The organism is Stenotrophomonas rhizophila (assembly GCF_007667275.1).
Classification (GTDB): Bacteria; Pseudomonadota; Gammaproteobacteria; order Xanthomonadales; family Xanthomonadaceae; genus Stenotrophomonas; species Stenotrophomonas maltophilia_AE.
The window spans coordinates 451,292-466,080 of record NZ_VDQT01000002.1 but is presented as its reverse complement, the minus strand read 5'-3'; the positions used below and the strand labels follow the sequence as shown (position 1 = coordinate 466,080).

General features: G+C 69.2%; 15 protein-coding genes and 1 riboswitch. Of the genes, 7 read left to right on the top strand and 8 right to left on the bottom strand.

From position 1 onward, the window contains the following. Positions 1-21: 21 nt before the first annotated feature. From FSZ13_RS08155 to FSZ13_RS08145, 3 genes are read left to right on the top strand one after another with little or no spacing between them, the layout of a single operon-like run. Positions 22-582, top strand: coding sequence for a Sua5/YciO/YrdC/YwlC family protein (locus FSZ13_RS08155; RefSeq protein WP_145479045.1), 561 nt, complete (start codon positions 22-24; stop codon positions 580-582). Between the two features lie 50 nt (positions 583-632). Beyond that, positions 633-1,433: a DUF4124 domain-containing protein gene (locus tag FSZ13_RS08150; protein WP_145479044.1), complete on the top strand. Its 801-nt coding sequence runs from the start codon at positions 633-635 to the stop codon at positions 1,431-1,433. A 37-nt stretch (positions 1,434-1,470) separates the two neighbouring features. After that, positions 1,471-2,202: a DUF4124 domain-containing protein gene (locus FSZ13_RS08145; RefSeq protein ID WP_145479043.1), complete on the top strand. Its 732-nt coding sequence runs from the start codon at positions 1,471-1,473 to the stop codon at positions 2,200-2,202. Positions 2,203-2,226: 24 nt separating this feature from the next. On the opposite strand, the gene FSZ13_RS08140 is transcribed toward FSZ13_RS08145, so the two are convergent. Continuing rightward, positions 2,227-3,003 carry an SDR family oxidoreductase gene (locus FSZ13_RS08140; RefSeq protein WP_145479042.1) on the bottom strand — a complete coding sequence of 259 codons (777 nt, stop codon included), beginning with the start codon at positions 3,001-3,003 and terminating at the stop codon, positions 2,227-2,229. A gap of 164 nt (positions 3,004-3,167) precedes the next feature. Here FSZ13_RS08140 and FSZ13_RS08135 point away from each other — a divergent pair, with 164 nt between their 5' ends. Further along, entirely contained in the window at positions 3,168-3,383 is a 216-nt protein-coding gene (locus FSZ13_RS08135; protein WP_145479041.1) for a hypothetical protein, read from the top strand. Positions 3,384-3,545: 162 nt separating this feature from the next. On the opposite strand, the gene sppA is transcribed toward FSZ13_RS08135, so the two are convergent. The 4 genes from sppA to FSZ13_RS08115 form a co-directional block, all read right to left on the bottom strand. Beyond that, complete coding sequence (sppA, locus tag FSZ13_RS08130; RefSeq protein ID WP_145479040.1) at positions 3,546-5,450, bottom strand: signal peptide peptidase SppA; 1,905 nt, start codon at positions 5,448-5,450, stop codon at positions 3,546-3,548. A 96-nt stretch (positions 5,451-5,546) separates the two neighbouring features. Further along, positions 5,547-6,920, bottom strand: a complete 1,374-nt coding sequence (locus tag FSZ13_RS08125) for an MATE family efflux transporter (protein WP_145479039.1) — start codon at positions 6,918-6,920, stop codon at positions 5,547-5,549. Between the two features lie 72 nt (positions 6,921-6,992). Further along, positions 6,993-7,556 carry a DUF3106 domain-containing protein gene (locus FSZ13_RS08120; RefSeq protein WP_145479038.1) on the bottom strand — a complete coding sequence of 188 codons (564 nt, stop codon included), beginning with the start codon at positions 7,554-7,556 and terminating at the stop codon, positions 6,993-6,995. Beyond that, positions 7,549-8,559, bottom strand: coding sequence for a hypothetical protein (locus FSZ13_RS08115; RefSeq protein ID WP_145479037.1), 1,011 nt, complete (start codon positions 8,557-8,559; stop codon positions 7,549-7,551). Before FSZ13_RS08115 ends, FSZ13_RS08120 begins: the two co-directional genes overlap by 8 nt. A gap of 438 nt (positions 8,560-8,997) precedes the next feature. Between FSZ13_RS08115 and FSZ13_RS08110 the strand changes: the two genes are divergently transcribed. Then, on the top strand, positions 8,998-11,184 hold the full coding sequence (locus tag FSZ13_RS08110) for a primosomal protein N' (protein WP_145479036.1): 2,187 nt from the start codon (positions 8,998-9,000) through the stop codon (positions 11,182-11,184). Between the two features lie 15 nt (positions 11,185-11,199). Here FSZ13_RS08110 and FSZ13_RS08105 read toward each other — a convergent pair whose 3' ends face one another. Continuing rightward, positions 11,200-11,820 carry a glutathione S-transferase family protein gene (locus FSZ13_RS08105; RefSeq protein WP_145479035.1) on the bottom strand — a complete coding sequence of 207 codons (621 nt, stop codon included), beginning with the start codon at positions 11,818-11,820 and terminating at the stop codon, positions 11,200-11,202. Between the two features lie 149 nt (positions 11,821-11,969). Here FSZ13_RS08105 and FSZ13_RS08100 point away from each other — a divergent pair, with 149 nt between their 5' ends. Then, complete coding sequence (locus tag FSZ13_RS08100) at positions 11,970-13,280, top strand: NAD(P)/FAD-dependent oxidoreductase (RefSeq protein ID WP_145479034.1); 1,311 nt, start codon at positions 11,970-11,972, stop codon at positions 13,278-13,280. On the opposite strand, the gene FSZ13_RS08095 is transcribed toward FSZ13_RS08100, so the two are convergent. Together FSZ13_RS08095 and FSZ13_RS08090 are read right to left on the bottom strand one after the other, a co-directional pair. Beyond that, a complete protein-coding gene (locus FSZ13_RS08095) occupies positions 13,253-13,570 on the bottom strand; it encodes a hypothetical protein (RefSeq protein WP_145479033.1) in 318 nt (105 codons plus the stop codon). The two genes, FSZ13_RS08100 and FSZ13_RS08095, sit on opposite strands and share 28 nt — an antisense overlap. Continuing rightward, complete coding sequence (locus tag FSZ13_RS08090; RefSeq protein ID WP_145479032.1) at positions 13,567-13,833, bottom strand: GIY-YIG nuclease family protein; 267 nt, start codon at positions 13,831-13,833, stop codon at positions 13,567-13,569. The genes FSZ13_RS08095 and FSZ13_RS08090 overlap by 4 nt, the downstream gene beginning before the upstream one ends. Positions 13,834-13,980: 147 nt before the next feature. After that, positions 13,981-14,071: riboswitch (glycine riboswitch) on the top strand. A gap of 89 nt (positions 14,072-14,160) precedes the next feature. Between FSZ13_RS08090 and FSZ13_RS08085 the strand changes: the two genes are divergently transcribed. Beyond that, the gene (locus FSZ13_RS08085; RefSeq protein WP_145479031.1) at positions 14,161-14,778 is read left to right on the top strand and encodes a trimeric intracellular cation channel family protein; all 618 of its coding nucleotides are present in this window, start codon (positions 14,161-14,163) and stop codon (positions 14,776-14,778) included. The last annotated feature ends 11 nt before the right edge of the window (positions 14,779-14,789 follow it).

Sequence of the window (14,789 nt, the reverse complement as noted above, 5' to 3'; positions counted from 1 at the left end):
CGCCGCGGAAGGGTCCTGGCAATGAAAGAACTCACCGTAGATTCCGCCCCGGCCGCCCTGCGCGCCGGTGCTGTCATCGCCTACCCCACCGAAGCGGTGTGGGGGCTGGGCTGCGATCCGGGCAACCAGGCCGCCGTGCTGAAGCTGCTGCAGCTCAAGCAGCGCCCGGTGGAGAAGGGCATGATCCTGGTGGCTGCCGCGCTGACCCAGCTGGACGGGTGGGTGCAGGTAGACGCCCTGCCGCCCGGGCGCCGCGCGGAAGTGCTGGCCACCTGGCCCGGTGCGCATACCTGGATCCTTCCCGCAGGCCCGCGCGCCCCGCGCTGGATCACCGGCGAACACAGCGGCATTGCCGTACGGATCAGCGCGCACCCGCTGGTGGCGGCGCTGTGCCGGGCCTGGGGCGGGCCGCTGGTGTCCACCAGCGCCAACCTGGCCGGGCAGCCGCCAGCGCGTGGTCGCGCGGAACTGGACCCGAACCTGCTGCGTGACCTCGACGGCCTGGTCGATGGCGCCACCGGTGGCCTGGACCAGCCCACCCCGATCCGCGACGCCCTCACCGGCCACGTCCTGCGCACCTGAGCCGCATGGCGTTCTTTGCGCCTGCACAGGCAAGGCCGCACACTGCGGCCATGCGCCCACACCCCGCCTTCCCGCTGTACTTGTTGCTGCTTTGCAGCGCCCCGCTGGCGGCGCAGGACAGCAGCGTGCGTGTCTACCGCTGCGTAGGCAGCAACGGGGCGGTATCGCTGCAGGATGCGCCCTGCCGCGACGGCCGCCAGGAAGTGCGCGAGATGCAGCGGCCGCGCGATCCCGCGCCAAACGTGGTGCGCAGCGATCGCGCCCCCGCCACGCCGGCGCCTGCCGCACCCGGACGCGAGGTGCGCTACGTGCAGGTGCAGCCACCGCAGCCGATGTACGAATGCATCCGCGACGACGGCAGCCGCTACACCAGCGAAACCAGCGAAGGCAATCCGCGCTGGGTGCCGGTGTGGACCAGCGCATGGCTGCCCGGGCGTGGCCCGGGCGGCGTACGCCCGCCCCCGGGCCATGGACCGGGACCGGGACCGCGTCCGCTGCCACCGATCGCGCCGATGGGCAGCGGTTCGGTGACCTCCAGTGGTGGCTCGCTCACGGTTTCCGGCGGCGGTTCGCGCGGCGGCGGCAGCTTCACCGTGGGCAGTGGCAGTACCCAGTGGCAGACCGAAGGCTCAGCCTATCCCGGGACCTACCACGACGTGGTGGTGCCCGGTGGCAACGTACTGGTGCGAGATCAGTGCCACCCCCTGCCGGCCAGCGAAGTCTGTTCGATCCTGCGCGATCGCCGCTGGGAACTGGTGCGGCGCTACAACAGCGCGCTGCAGGGCGAACGCGATGCGATCAGCCGCGAACAGCGTGGCGTGGATGCACGGTTGGACCGCGACTGCAGGTGACCTGCAGCCGTCGCGGGGTTTCTTGTATCCTGCGCTGATGAAACCCGGCTGGCTCCTGTTGCTGTGCGTGGCGTCGTCGTCGGCCATGGCCGAGGGCGGCATCGTGTTCCGCTGTACCGATGCCGACGACAAGGTGACCCTGCAAGGCACTCCGTGCCCGGCCGGCAGCCACCAGGTCATCCAGCGCAGCAACGCCGCACCGGCACGTACCGAGGTGACGGTGTCCACCAGCCCCACCCCGTCGCCGTTGCCACAGCCGCCGACCGCCCCGGCGGCGCGGCCCGAACCACCGGCGACCCTGCCGCCGCAGGTGCCCGGCAAGGCCAGGCCGATGGAACGCGACATCTCGGAGGCCTACGTCGTGCCCACCGGTACCGCGATCCTCGACAGTGCCAACCTGCCCAAGCCGGGCGACGAGGTACCCGTCGACGGAAAGCCGACGTCGCCGCTGCCGGAGATCTACCAGTGCCAGGGCCGGGACGGCGGGCGCTACCTGCATGAGCTCGAGCCCGCGCCACCGCATTGCGAGCTGCTCGCGGTCACCGGCTTGGGCGGCAACACGCCGGTCAATGCCGCCAGCTGCGAAGTGGTGCGCGACGCGTGCGAGCCGATTGCCGAAGAACAGCGCTGCAATGCATGGCAGCAGCGCTTCCGCGACGCGCGCGGCCGCGAGCGCTTCGCCTCGCCCGACAAGGCCGCCGACGCCGCGGCCGAACGCAGCCGCCTGCAGGCGGTGCTGGCCGCGAGCAGCTGCGCCGTACCGGGCTAGGTACGCACCGCTGGTGCGTACGCGTCAGAACCCGTAGCGCAGGAAACCGCCGTCCACCGCGATGCATTCGCCGGTGATGTAACTGGCCGCGGGCAGGCACAGGAATCCCACCGCCGCCGCGACTTCATCGGGCTCGCCAATGCGCCGCATCGGCGTGCGCTCGATCACCTGGTCGTAGTAATCCGGGTCGGAAAGCGGACCGGAGGTGCGGCGGGTGCGGATGTACCAGGGCGCCACCGCGTTGACCCGGATGCCGTCTTCAGCCCATTCCACCGCCAGGTTGCGCGTCATCTGGTGCATGGCCGCCTTGGTCATGCCGTATACCGCACCGCTGCGCACGTGGGTGAGGCCGGACACGCTGCCCACGTTGACGATGGCCGATGCCGCGTGGCGCGCCAGCAGGGGGTGCGCATAACGCGACAGCTCGAAGGCCGAGAACAGGTTGGTCTCGAAGATCCCCCGCCATTCGTCTTCGGTGTATTCGGTGGCCGCCTTGGTGATGTTGCCGCCGGCATTGTTGATCAGCAGGTGCAGACCATCGCTGTGGTCCTCTACCCAGTCCAGGATCTCGCGACGGTCTTCGTCATCGGACACGTCGGCCGCCAGGCCGTGGATCTCCCGGTCGGGAAAGGCGTCGGCCAGTTCGTCGCGGGCCATTTCCAGTGCATCGGCGTCGCGGCCGACGACCAGCAGGTCGGCACCGAAACCCAGCAACTCGCGCGCGATCGCCAGGCCGATACCGGCACTGGCACCGGTGATCAATGCGGTCTGTCCATCCAGTCGCCAACGATGCGCGCTCACCTGCTTCTCCTGCTCTGGGCCACGGCCCTGTACGTCCTGCGCCGGACACCGCATCCAACGCTGCGGGGAGGATACCGCCCATGCCCGTGCGGCGCACCCCATCACACATGGGCTGGCAAAGCGGTGCGACACTGCGCTTCCCTGGGCTTGCCCGCGAGGTTGCCATGTTGATCCGTTCCGCCCTGCCGTTGCTGGCCGTGCTCGCCGCGTGCGGCTGCAATCGCCCGGTGCCGCCGGCACCGGACAAGCCACCCGAACCGCAGGCCACGGCGCTGCGTGACGCCATGCAGCAGCCGCTGGACAAGGCCAAGGCCGCGCGCGATACGCTGGAAAAAGCACCGGACACCAGCGCCGCCGACGAGGTCGAAGCGGGCCGGTAAGGAATAAAAAACCCGGCCTTGGCCGGGTTTTTTGTTGAAGCGCGTCACCACCAACGGTGGTGACCTACCGGGACAATCGCATCGGGTAGATCACCACCAACGGTGGTGACCTGCCAGGACGATCGCATCGGGTAGATCACGACCGTTGGACGTGATCCGCCATCAGAACCCGCAGAAGCAGTAGGCCAGTGCCTTCACCGGGGCGCTGCCGCGCGGGTCGCGGGCGGCGTCTTCGACGAAGCGCAGCTGGGTGTCCACTTCCGGCATCGACCGGGCCAGCATGATCCGCGCCATGCCGGTTTCGCCCAGCATCCAGGCACCGGCGTGGCTGCCGGCAAAGCCGCTGAGGAACTGTGCGAACGGGGTGGCGGCCTTCTCGATGTAGCGCACGCGCACCTTGTCCGGGCCGCCCAGCTTGGCGCGGTTGGCCGCATCGGCGACGGCGTCCTTCAAGCCGCCGAAGGCATCGACCAGGCCGCGCTCCTTGGCCTGCGCGCCGCTCCACACACGGCCACGGGCGACTTCGTCCACCGCCTCGACCGGCTTGTTGCGTGCATCGGCTACCTTGCCGGTGAAATCGGCATAGCCCTTGTTGATCACCGACTGGATCACCTGGCCCACCGCCGGATCCATCGGACGGGTGATGTCGAAGGCCCCCGCGAAGCGGGTGGTCCCCACGCCGTCGGTATGCACGCCGATCTTGTCGAGCGAACGCGACAGGTTCGGGATCATGCCGAAGATGCCGATCGAACCGGTGATGGTCGACGGATCGGCATAGATGCGGTCGGCATTCATGCTGATCCAGTAACCGCCCGACGCAGCCAGGTCGCCCATCGACACCACCACCGGCTTGCCCGCAGCCTTCAGTGCCACGACTTCACGGCGGATCTGCTCGGAGGCGAACACTTCGCCGCCCGGCGAATCCACGCGCAGCACCACGGCCTTCACGTTGTCGTCGTCGCGCGCTTCGCGCAGCAGCGCGGAGGTCGACTCGCCGCCGACCCGGCCCGCCGGCAGGTCGCCACCGGCGATCTCGCCCGAGGCCACCACCACCGCCACCTGCGGACGTGAGTCCACCGGCGAGCGGCGCAGGTCGAGCTGGGCCAGGTAGCCGTCCAGGTCGATGTTGCGGAAGCCACCGTCGGCGTCCTCGTCGGCAACGCCACGGTCGGCCAGCAGGTCCTCGACTTCCTCGCGGGTCTTCAGACCGTCCACCAGCTTCTGCTGCAGCGCGAACTTGGCCAGGTCGCCACCGGCGGCGGCGATGCCTTCCGGCATCGTGTCGATGCCGGCGGCCAGCTGCGCGGCGTCCAGCTTGCGTGCCTTGGCGATATCGGCCAGGTAGCGCTGCCACACGTCGTTCATCCAGAACAGGTCCGCTTCCTTGGCCTGCGGCGAGGCGGCATCGAGGACATACGGTTCAGCCGCGGACTTGTATTCGCCGACCTTGAACAGATGCACGTCCACGCCCAGCTTGTCCTGCAGGCCGGTGCGGAAGTACTGGCGATAGCGGCCCAGGCCCTCCAGCACCACCCCGCCCATCGGGTCGAGGTAGATCTCATCGGCCTGCGCAGCCAGCAGGTACTGCCACTGGCTCATGTTGTCGCTGTAAGCCACGACCTGCTTGCCGGCGGCACGCACCGCCTGCAGCGCGGCGGCCACTTCGCGCATCGAGGCGAAACCGCTCGGCTGCAGCTTGTCCAGCTGCAGCACCACCCGTTCGATCTTCTTGTCTTCGCGTGCCGCATCCAGCGCACGGAGCAGATCGCGCAGCTGCACTTCCTCGGCGCTGTTGTCGCCAATGGCCTTTGCGAGCGCCCGGCTGACCGGGTCCGCACTGAACTGCTCGACCAGGCGGCCTTCCGGCGCGATCACCAGCGAGGTGCGGTCCTGCAGCGCGCGGTTGCTGCTGGCCCCCTTGCCCATGGCTACCACGAACAGGACCAGGATCAGGAACAGCAGACCGAAGAACAACAGGTTGAGGATCAGCCTGCGGGTAAAGTTCATCACATCCCACAGCCCGATGAAGAAGCTGGCGACGGGATTGCGACGCACGGGTTGGTTCATGGGGAAAACTCCAAATGGCTTCGTGCCGTGGTACCAGCATAGCCGCTGCCGGACAGGGCGGCATCGGACACAAGTAAGGGGGCCGTCAGGCCGGGTTTATGTGCTGGCAGCCGCCAGCCCGTTTCCGACACGACGGCTGCTCACGCGCAACCGCCACGCCATCAGGATCGCCGCGGCGGTCAGGCCCAGGATCAGGCCCAGCCACATGCCCTGCGGCCCCATGCCCAGGCCCAGGCCGAGCCCGGCCCCGAGCGGCATGCCCAGCCCCCAGTAAGAGAACATGGCGATGAACATGGGCACGCGGGTGTCCTTGAGCCCGCGCAGGGCGCCGGCGGAGAGCACCTGGATGCCATCGGGGAACTGGAACGCGGCGGCATACAGCAGCAGGGTCGAGGCCAGCGCGGCCACGCCCAGGTCGGCGGTGTAGACGCCGACGATGGCATCGTGCCCGAACAGCAGGACCAGCGCCGACAGCGTCTGCGTGCCCAGGATGATCAGCAGGCCGGCGATGGATGCGCGACGCACGCCGAGTCCGTTGCCGCTGCCCACCGCATGGCCGACCCGCACGGTGGTGGCTTCGGCCACGCCCATCGGGATCATGAAGCACAGCTGCGCCACGTTGATCGCGATCTGGTGCGAAGCGGCCTCGGTCGCACCCAGGCGGCCGATCAGCAGCGCGGTGACGATGAACAGCCCGCCTTCCATCAGCACGGTGATGCCGATCGGCAGCCCGGTGCGCAGCAGGTCCCAGATCGCCGCCCAGCGCGGCAGCTCCAGGTGCGAGAACAGTTCCAGGTGGGCGAAGCGCCTGGTTTTCCACAGGTAGGTGGCAAAGCACAGCGCCTGGATCCACATCATGGTGGCCGAGGCGATGCCCAGGCCTTCGGCGCCCATTTCCGGGAAGCCCAGCTTGCCGTAGCACAGCACGTAACCCAGCGGCGCCAGCACCAGCAGGCCGCCGAAGCCCAGCAGCATGGTCGGCAGCGTCCAGTGCATGCCTTCGCTGAGGTAGCGCATGCAGAAATACAGCGTGAGCGCCGGTCCACCCCAGCGCACGGCGTGCAGGAACGCGGTCGCGCCGGGCACGATGTCCGGCGCGATGCCGAACGCCGGCAGCAGCGGCGGCACCACCGTGAGGAAGGTGAACATGATCAGGCCCAGTCCCAGCGCCAGCCACAGCGCCTGGCGGAACAGCGGGCCGATCTCGCGCTCGCGCCCGGCACCATGCAGCTGCGACACCGACGCGGTGAGCGAGATCAGGGTGCCGATCGGGATCAGCATCGGCAGCCACAGCAGGGCCGTGCCGATGGTGACGGCCGCCAGGGTCTGGGTGCCGTGGTGACCAGCGATGACGTTGTCGACGAAGGAAATCAGGCCGGTCGAGATGTGGCCGAGCACCAGCGGCAACGCAAGCAGGCCGGTGGCGCGCACTTCCCGGGAAAGGCGCGGCGTGGAGGTAACGGTAGACATGGGATCACGGAACGCAGACTGCGGCAGCGCGCGGAGGGCACAGGCACCGGGTTGCGGCCGGTCATCTTACGCTTACCGCACTACATTTTCCCGCAGCCAGGCGTCGCGCGCGGCGGGGGCCAGGCCGAGGAACTGGTCGCGCACGCGGTCGCGCTCCTGCGGTGGCGTACGTTGGGCGATCAGGATGAGCTGGGCGAGCTGGCCCTCGTTGAGCTGGCGCAGGGCTGCCAGGGCCGGCTCGCGCTGCGCGGCGGGCAGGTAGCCGAACAGGCCCTGCAGTTTGGGGAAGTGCTGCCCCAGCTGCGGACCCAGCCGCCAGCCGTCGCGGAAGCGCTGGTCCTGCTGGTCGAAACCCGCACGCAGCGCCTGCTGCTGCGCCGCAGGCAAGGCTGCCACCCGGCGTGCGGCATCCCGGATGCGGGCGCGCTCGGATTCGGGCAGGGCCTGCCACTGCGCGTAGCGGCTGCGCAGGTCGCGCAGCTGCGCAGGGTCCAGCGCCGCCGGGGTGGCGGGGATGGCCGGCGCCGTGGTCGGGATGGGGGTGGTTGCCGCTGGCGATGGCAGCGGCAGCGGCTGCGGGGCGGCGTGGGCGCCCGCGCAGAGGCACAGGGCGAACAACAGGAACGGCTTATTCATCAGCGGCAGCCGTCTCCAGGCCGGCAGTGGCAGGTTCGGGGCGACTGGGCTGGGATTGCGATTCGTCCACCGGCATCGGGCCGCCGGCCGCGAACCAGGCATACAGGTCGGCGTCGCGGGCCAACATCAGGTCGGGGTCGGCGAGCATCGCCGTATCGCTGGCGGCATGCACCGGATCGGCCGGGGCGGCCACCGGCAGGTCGTCAGCCGGGAGCTGTTCCACGGCCACCGGGTCGGCGGTGGACACCGCGCCGTCGGGCACGCTGGCCTCGGGCGGGAGGGTGGCGGGCCGGTGCTTCCACCACGCGGCCCCGCCGAGCAGGACGCCCGTGGTGACCAGCAGGATCAACAGCCCCCGCCACAACGGCCGTCGGTTGCCGGCGCGACGGGCGGGCGTGCGCCGTCGCGCGTCGTCGGCGGCGGCCGGGGCACGCCAGGACGCGGTGGCCGGGGTGCGGCCGGGCGTCGGCGCCGCTGCGGGCTGGTGCAGCTGTTGCAGGCGGCTGGCCGGCAGCTCGCGCAGGCGCTGCTGCACCTGCTCGGCCAGCGCGCGCCAGGCCGCGGCGTCCGGGTGGCCCTGCGCATCGCGCGGGCACGCTTCAGCCAGCGCCTGCTGGTAGTCGGCCACGGGCATGTCCAGGATCTGCGCCGCAGCGGCCTCGTCCAGCCCGCCGCCGACGCGCAACAACAGCGCCAGCCGGGCAGGCGGCGCCAGGTGCTGCAGGTGCGCCAGTTCTGGCGCCCACTGGCCGCCCTCGGCGGGGACCCGGATCGGATTGCGGTGCGCGAGCAGGATCCAGAACCGGTCCGGCCATAGCGCCATGGGCACGTCACTGGCAATCCCGGCGAACGCGCGCATGACCGCGACCAGGGCCTGCTCGGCCAGCGTCGGGTCGCCGCACTGCAGCTCGGCCACCACCAGGGCACGGCGTTCGACACCGCGCAGGAACGCAGCAAGCGCGCCCGCTGCAGTGGAGGAAACAGGGGCGTTCACAACCGTCATAGCAACTCCATCAAGTGCCCGGAATGATAGCGAGTGCGCCCGCGCCCGGGCATGCCGATGACGGCCGCAGGTGAAGACGCGGCCCCCACGGAGGCTTGACAGCGGCGCAGGTTGTGCACAGCACCAACAAATTCGGCACAAAACCGCAGGGTGAAGCTGGCGTCACCCATGTGTCAGCTTTGTTTCACAGCCATCTTGTTGATTCCATTGCCTTTTAATGTATGGCTATTTTTTGACCAACCCGAGTATCAGCGCGGAACTCCCTGACAATCAGCTCGGAGTTCGACACTCGCACACAGACTTATCCACAGAAGATGTGGATAAGACCGAATCTCCAATAGCCACGGATATTTAGCCGGTAGTTAGGTTTCCCGGCGTCGGCGACAGCGGGGGATTGTCCGACTGAACAGGGCGCCCTGCGACCGCTACACTGGCTCGATGGCCTCCCCCGTTCCAACCTCCAGCCTGCAGGTCGCCCTGCCCGTTCCGCTGCCGCAGTGGTTCGATTACGCCCCCCCGCCTGGCGAGCCACCGCACCCGGGCATGGTCGGGCGGCGGGTGCGGGTGCCGTTCGGGGCGCGCGAACTGGTCGGCATCGTGGCCGGCGTCGGCACGGTGGCCGATGCCGGCGCGCTGCGCGCGGCGGAGGCGTGGCTGGACCCGGCCCCGCTGCTGGGCGGCGAACTCTGGTCCTCGCTGCAGTGGTTGGCCCGCTATACCCACGCGCCGCTGGGCGAGGTTGTCAGCACTGCCCTGCCCGCGCCCCTGCGCAAGGGTGAGCCGGTGCCGGACACCCACCACTGGGGTTGGCGGCTGACCGCCGCCGGGCAGGAACAGCGGGCGTCGCTGCGCAGCGGTACCCGCCCGCGCCGCCTGGCCGAGCTGCTGGGCGACGGCAGCGTCGACGAGGATCTGCTGGACGAAGCATTCGAGGGCTGGCGCAGCGCCGCGCGCGCGCTCGGCAAACGCGGCCTGGTCGAGCGTGTCGCGCTTGCGCACGAGCCCACATTGCCCAGTCTCCGACCGGGCCCCACCCCGAACGCGGAACAGGCCAGCGCGATTGCCGCGATCGCCGCCGCGGAAGGCTTCGGCGCCTTCCTGCTCGATGGCGTCACCGGCAGCGGCAAGACCGAGGTCTACCTGCAGGCGATCGTGGCCTGCCTGGCGCGCGGCCGCCAGGCGCTGGTCATGGTTCCGGAGATCGGGCTCACCCCGCAGACCCTGGCCCGCTTCCGCAGCCGCCTGGGCATTGCCGTGCACGTGCTGCATTCGGGATTGAACGACAACGAACGCGCGCGGGTGTGGGCAGCGGCCGCCCGCGGCGAGGCCCAGGTGATCGTCGGTACCCGCTCGGCGGTATTCACTCCGCTGCCCAATGCCGGGTTGATCGTGGTCGATGAAGAGCACGACGGCAGCTACAAGCAGCAGGACGGCATCCGCTACCACGCCCGTGATTTCGCCCTGGTCCGGGCCAAGGCGCTGGGCATCCCGGTGGTGCTGGGCAGCGCCACGCCGTCGCTGGAATCGCTGCACAACGCCCAGGCCGGTCGCTACACCCACCTGCGCCTGAAGCAGCGTGCCGGCGAAGCGCGCCCGCCCATCGTGCGGGTGCTGGATGTGCGCAAGCGGCCGCTGAAGGACGGCCTGTCGCCGGAGGTGATGCAGGGCATCGCTGACCACCTGCAGGCCGGGAACCAGGTGCTGGTGTTCAAGAATCGCCGCGGTTATGCGCCGGTGCTGCTCTGCCACGACTGCGGCTGGACCGCACCGTGCAGGCGCTGCGATGCGCCGATGACGGTCCACGCCGGCGGGCGTCGCCTGCAGTGCCACCATTGCGGCGCGCGCCAGCCGGCGCCCCTGGCATGCCCGGACTGCGGCAGCCTGGCGCTGCAACCGCAGGGCATCGGCACCGAACGGCTGGAAGAACATCTGGTGGACGCCTTTGCCGACCACCCGGTGATCCGCATCGACCGGGGCACCACCAACCGCCGCGATGCACTCGAAACCCAGCTGGCCACTCTGGGCGATCGCCCCGGCATCCTGGTCGGCACCCAGATCCTGGCCAAGGGCCACGACCTGCCCAAGCTGACCCTGGTGGTGGTGGTGGGCATCGACGAAGGACTGTTCTCGGCCGATTTCCGCGCCAGCGAGAAACTGGCCCAGCAGCTGATCCAGGTGGCCGGTCGGGCCGGGCGCGCCGCCGACGCCGGCGAGGTCTGGCTGCAGACCCACCACCCCGGCCACCCGTTGCTGGAAACCCTGGTCAACGGCGGTTACCACGCCTTCGCCGACGCCGAACTGCAGCAACGCGAAGCGGCAGGCTTCCCGCCCTTCGCCCACCTGGCCCTGCTGCGCGCCGAAGCGCAGCAGGTGGAACATGCCAACGCCATGCTCAGCGGCGTGCGCGACCTGATTGCGCACGACTGCCCGGTGGAGCGGTTCGGCCCGATGCCGGCGCCGATGCCGCGTCGCGCGGGCTACCAACGCACCCAGCTGCTGCTGTCGGCACCGTCGCGGCGGCCGCTGCATGCGCTGCTCGACCAGATCATGCCGCAGGTTTACGCACTGCCGCAGGCGCGCAAGGTGCGCTGGTCATTGGACGTCGATCCGACCGACCTGTACTGAGATAGAGAGGGCCGGTCAGGTCAACGGCGTCATCACCGCTTTGGCGTATGCCGGGCGCTGCTGCAGGCGCTGGTACCACGCTTCCAGGTGCGGCAGCGACGGGCGCTGGATCGGCAGCTCGAACCACGCGTAGACCAGCGCGCCCAGCGGAATGTCGCCCATGGCGAACCGATCGCCGGACAACCAGGGCTGCTGCGCCAGCGTGGCATCGGCCATCGCCAGCAGCTCCCCGGCACGCACCACGGCGGCGTTGATGCGGGTTTCGTCGCGGTTGGCCGGAGCGGTGCGCATGATGCCCCAGATCAATTCGCTGTACAGCGGGGCCATCCGCGAGGTGCTCCAGTCCATCCACTTCTCGGCCTGGGCACGCGCCATCGCGTCTTCCGGGTACAGCGTGCCCAGCGCGTAACGCGCGCAGAGGTAACGCACGATGGTGTTGGACTCCCACAGCGGCAGGCCCTGGTCTTCGATCACCGGCACCAGGCCGTTGGGATTCATCGCCACGTATTCGGCCGACTGCGTGCCACCGAACGGTCCGCCGACCTCGATGGACGCGTACGCCAGGCCGATTTCCTCCGCGCACCACAACACCTTGCGCACGTTGCTGGAATTTTGCCGGCCCCAGATCTTCAGCATGTTGGTTTCCTGATCATTGAAGTGCGCCGCTACGATACGCCGATCGGCACGGCAGGTGAGACGGCTGCTGAACCCCGCCGCCGGCGTGCACGTGCGCATGCCGCGGTACGTGCGACGATGCCCGTCGTCGCTTGCCAAGGAGTCCTTGCATGACCCGCGATCCCCTGCCCCACCTGGTCGTCATCGGTGGTGGTTTCGCCGGCCTCTGGGCCACCCGAGCGCTCGCCGGCGCGCGCGTACGAATTACATTGGTGGACCGTCGCAACCACCATCTGTTCCAGCCCCTGCTGTACCAGGTGGCCACCGCCGGCCTGTCCGCACCCGATATCGCCGCGCCGCTGCGCCACATCCTTGGCGACCAGCGCAACGTCGAAGTGCGGTTGGGCGAGGTGACGTCCATCGACAAGGCACGTCGCCAGATCACCCTGGCCGACGGCAGCCAGCTCGGCTACGACATGCTGATGCTGTGCACCGGCGCCACCCATGCCTATTTCGGGCACGACGAATGGGCCGCCGACGCGCCCGGCCTGAAGACCCTCGATGACGCCATCGCACTGCGCCGCAAGCTGCTGCTGGCGTTCGAGCGCGCCGAGGCCGAACCGGATCCGGCGCGCAAGGCGGCCTGGCTCAGCTTCGCGGTGGTCGGTGGCGGCCCCACCGGCGTGGAACTGGCGGGGACGCTGGCCGAGATCGCGCGGCACACACTGCGCAACGAGTTCCGGCACATCGATCCGGCCAGCGCCAAGGTGCGGCTGGTGGAGGCAGGTCCGCGGGTGTTGTCCAGCTTCCCCGAAGTGCTGTCGCTGAAAGCGCGGCGACAGTTGGAGAAGCTGGGTGTCGAGGTGCTGACCGGCACGGCGGTGAGCGACATCGACAGCGAGGGTTTCCAGCTGGGAGAGCAGTTCGTTCCGGCACGCACTGTGGTGTGGGCAGCGGGCGTGGCGGCATCGCCGCTGGCGCGCACCCTGGAGGTACCGCTGGACCGCGCTGGACGTGTGCCGGTGCAGCCGGACCTCACGCTGGCCGACCATCCCGAGATCTTCGTTGCGGGCGATCTTGCCGCGATCAGCCAGGTCGACGGCAAGCCGGTCCCTGGCGTGGCCCCGGCCGCCAAGCAGATGGGCAAACACGTGGCCACGATCATCCGCGCGCGCCTGGACGGCAAGCCCGCGCCCGGACCTTTCAGATACCAGGACTTCGGCAACCTGGCCACGATCGGGCGCATGGCTGCCATCGTGCATTTGGGGCGCCTGCAGTTGTCGGGTGTGCTGGCCTGGTGGTTCTGGCTGGCCGCGCACGTGTTCTTCCTGATCGGCTTCCGCAACCGCATCGTGGTGCTGCTCAACTGGGCGGTGGCGTACTGGAGCTACCAGCGCAGCGCGCGGATCATCTTTGGCGACGACCGGGAGGACCGGCGGCCGAAGCCGTCCGATCAGGGATCGTTGCCGGGAGCGAGGTGAACGTCCCACGTGCACAGGAAATCCGGGTCGCTGATGGTCAGCGCGATCGAGCGCAACGTGTAGTCGCCCGGTGCCGCCGCAGCGTAGTGGTCCAGTGTCGGCGGCAGGAAGAGTTCCTCGCCGTCGACAGCGCTGGCCAGTACGACGCCTTCCTCGGCATTGATGCGTAGTACGTCGCCCGCCATCTGGCGATGTTCCAGTGCGTTTCCGTCGACGTCGAGGTAAGTGATGCCGGCGAGGACCGTCTTGCCGATCATTGCGCGCGCCTTGGCCCGATCGATGTCGGTCATGGGAGAGGTTGCTGCAGCCAGGCCAGCTTGCGTGCGCGCGGCTGGCGTTTGAGCTCGCATTCGGCCCTGGAGGCTGCCGAGCGGTCGGGATAGGCGCGCATGGCCAACAGTTTCACCGGCGGGTTGGCGCGGGTGTAGCGCGCGCCCTTGCCGCACAGATGGGCCTGGAAACGGGCCTCCACGTCATTGCTGATGCCGGCGTAATAGCTGCCGTTGCGGCATTCGAGCAGGTATACAAACCAGGGGGTGGGTTCAGCGGGCATACCGGCATTATCCACCGGCTCGGTGCTGCCGGCTGCTAGAATCGACCCCGGATGCAGGAGAGAGGCGCCGCGCTGGCGCCCGCCGAAGGCGCAGGCTCCCATAATCGCTCATGCCGGTGGTCCGATAGCCCACCAACCATGCATCCAACACGCCGATCTGGAGAGAGGTCTTCAATGACCCGCCGAAGGGGCACGTGGCTTTGCCACCGAACTCTCAGGCAAAAGGACAGCGGGAGCGGCAACGGATTCCCACCCCATGACAGTGCTTCGGCGCTGCCGCGGTGCGTGCGCGTTTCCGTCCCCGCCTGCCCCACCCGGAGCTGCCGCATGCTGCTGTCCATCATCTACCTGATCGCCATTTCCGCCGAAGCCATGACCGGCGCCCTGTCCGCCGGGCGGCGGCGCATGGACCTGTTCGGCGTGGTCATCATCGCCTGCGTGACCGCGCTGGGCGGCGGGTCACTGCGCGACATCGTGCTGGGCCACTACCCACTGGGCTGGGTGAAGCATCCCGAGTACCTGGGCTTCACCATCTGCGCGGCGCTGATCGCCACGTGGGTGGCGCGTTGGATGCACCATTTCCGCCGTACCTTCCTGGTGCTCGATGGCCTGGGCCTGATCTGCTTCACCCTGATCGGCTGTGCGGTGGCGCGCGATGGCGGGCATTCGGTGCCGATCGTGTTGATCGCCGGCATGCTGACCGGTGCGTTCGGCGGCGTGCTGCGTGACGTACTGTGCAACGAAGTGCCGCTGATCTTCCAGAAGGAACTCTATGCGGTGATCACCCTGCTCACCGGCGCGGCGTGGCTGGGCCTGCTCGAGCTTGGCATGTCGCTCAATGCGGCCACGCTGTGGTGTCTCGGTGGCGGCTTCGCGTTCCGCCTGCTGGCGATCCACTTCAAGTGGGAAATGCCGAAGTTCGTGTATCGCGACGAGGTGCATTGAGGCACCGCCGC